This window comes from Microbacterium sp. CPCC 204701 (assembly GCF_004010105.1).
In the GTDB taxonomy this organism is placed as follows: Bacteria; Actinomycetota; Actinomycetes; order Actinomycetales; family Microbacteriaceae; genus Microbacterium.
In genome coordinates this window covers 1-1583 of record NZ_RRYE01000535.1, presented here as the reverse complement: position 1 = coordinate 1583, position 1583 = coordinate 1, and the positions used below count along the sequence as shown (strand labels likewise).

Annotated in this window: 1 protein-coding gene; it reads right to left on the bottom strand. The window is 74.9% G+C overall.

Annotated features, from left to right (window positions below):
* Window positions 1-291: 291 nt before the first annotated feature.
* Window positions 292-1583 (bottom strand): aldehyde dehydrogenase (NADP(+)) (locus EIO58_RS17605; RefSeq protein WP_164861855.1); only part of this gene is annotated, 1292 nt, incomplete at its 5' end.

Sequence of the window (1583 nt, the reverse complement as noted above, 5' to 3'; positions counted from 1 at the left end):
GCGGGCCGCATCGCGACGGATGCCGACACCTCCGGCTTCGCCGCCGCGGCCTCCCTCACCGGGCTCGCGGGGTCGAGCGAGGCCGCGATGGCCGATCCCGCGCGGTGGCTCACCGAGGCCGCAGCAGCGCTGGCCCGGAGCTTCGCCGGCCGCTGAACGCGCGACCGGAGTGGCGCCTCCCCGGCTGAGGAAACAACAGTCGGTCGGTTGACACGCCGGGGCCGGCATCCGTCACCGGCGTGTCGTCGTGACGGGCTGGTGTTTTCGCAGATGAAGGCGGACAGCCCCGGCTCAGGGCACCTGCAGCTCTCCGTTGCGGCGGTGCGGCAGCGTCTCGAGCGACGCGTCGCGCAGCACGGCGGGCAGGAGCGCCTCGGGGGCGTCCTGGAACACGATCGGACGCAGGAAACGGCGGATCGCCGTCGCCCCGACCGAGGTGTGCAGGGAGGTGGTCGCGGGCCACGGCCCGCCGTGCTGCTGCGACCACGTCACCGCGACACCGGTCGGCCACCCGGCGAAGAGCACGCGGCCGGCCTTGCGCTCGAGCACTGCGAGCACCGCGGCGACGTCGTCACCGGGCTCGGAGTGCAGCGTGCCGGTGAGCGAGCCCGGCACCGCGCGGAGCGCCGTCAGCAGCTCGGCGTCGGACGAGTAGCGCACGAGGAGCGTGACCGGTCCGAAGCACTCCTCGAGGAGCGTCTCGGGGCGCGCGGCGACGGCCGCGGCATCCGTCGCCAGCACCACCGGCTGCGCGGCGCCCGACTCCGCCGGAAGGCCCTGTGCCACGACCGACACCGACGGGTCTGCTTCGAGGTGCTCGATGCCCGCCGGGAACGCCGACGCGATGCGGTCGGTGAGCAGCAGCCCGCCCGCGGCGCCGGTCGCGAACCCGGCGACGAGGTCTTCGAAGCCGGCGCCCTCGGGCACGAAGACCACACCGGGCTTCGTGCAGAACTGGCCGACCCCCAGCGTGAACGAGCCGACGAGTCCCTGCGCGAGCGACTCGCCGCGCGCGGCGACGGCCGCAGGTGTGATCACGACGGGGTTGATCGAGCCGAGCTCGCCGTAGAACGGGATGGGGTCGGGACGGCCCGACGCGAGGTCGAACAGGGCGCGGCCGCCGCCGAGCGAGCCGGTGAACCCGGCGGCCTGGATGACCGGATGCTGCACCAGGGCGTTGCCCGCCTCTCGCCCGTCGACGAGTGCGAGGGACCCCTCCGGGGCGCCCGCGGCGGTGAGGGCGGCGCTCACGATCGCGGCGGTGCGCTCCGACAGGCGCGGATGCCCCGAGTGCGCCTTGACGATCACCGGATTGCCCGCGGCGAGGGCCGACGCGGTGTCGCCGCCCGCGACCGAGAACGCGAACGGGAAGTTCGAGGCCGAGAACACCGCGACGGGTCCGACGCCGACGAGCATGCGCCGCAGCTCGGGACGCGGGGGCACGGCCGACGGGTCGGCGTCGTCGACGGTGAGCTCGAGGTACGAGCCCTCCTCGACGACCGAGGCGAAGAGCCGCAGCTGTCCGGTGGTGCGTCCGACCTCGCCGCGCAGGCGCGTCTCGCCGAGGCGCGTCTCCTCGTCGG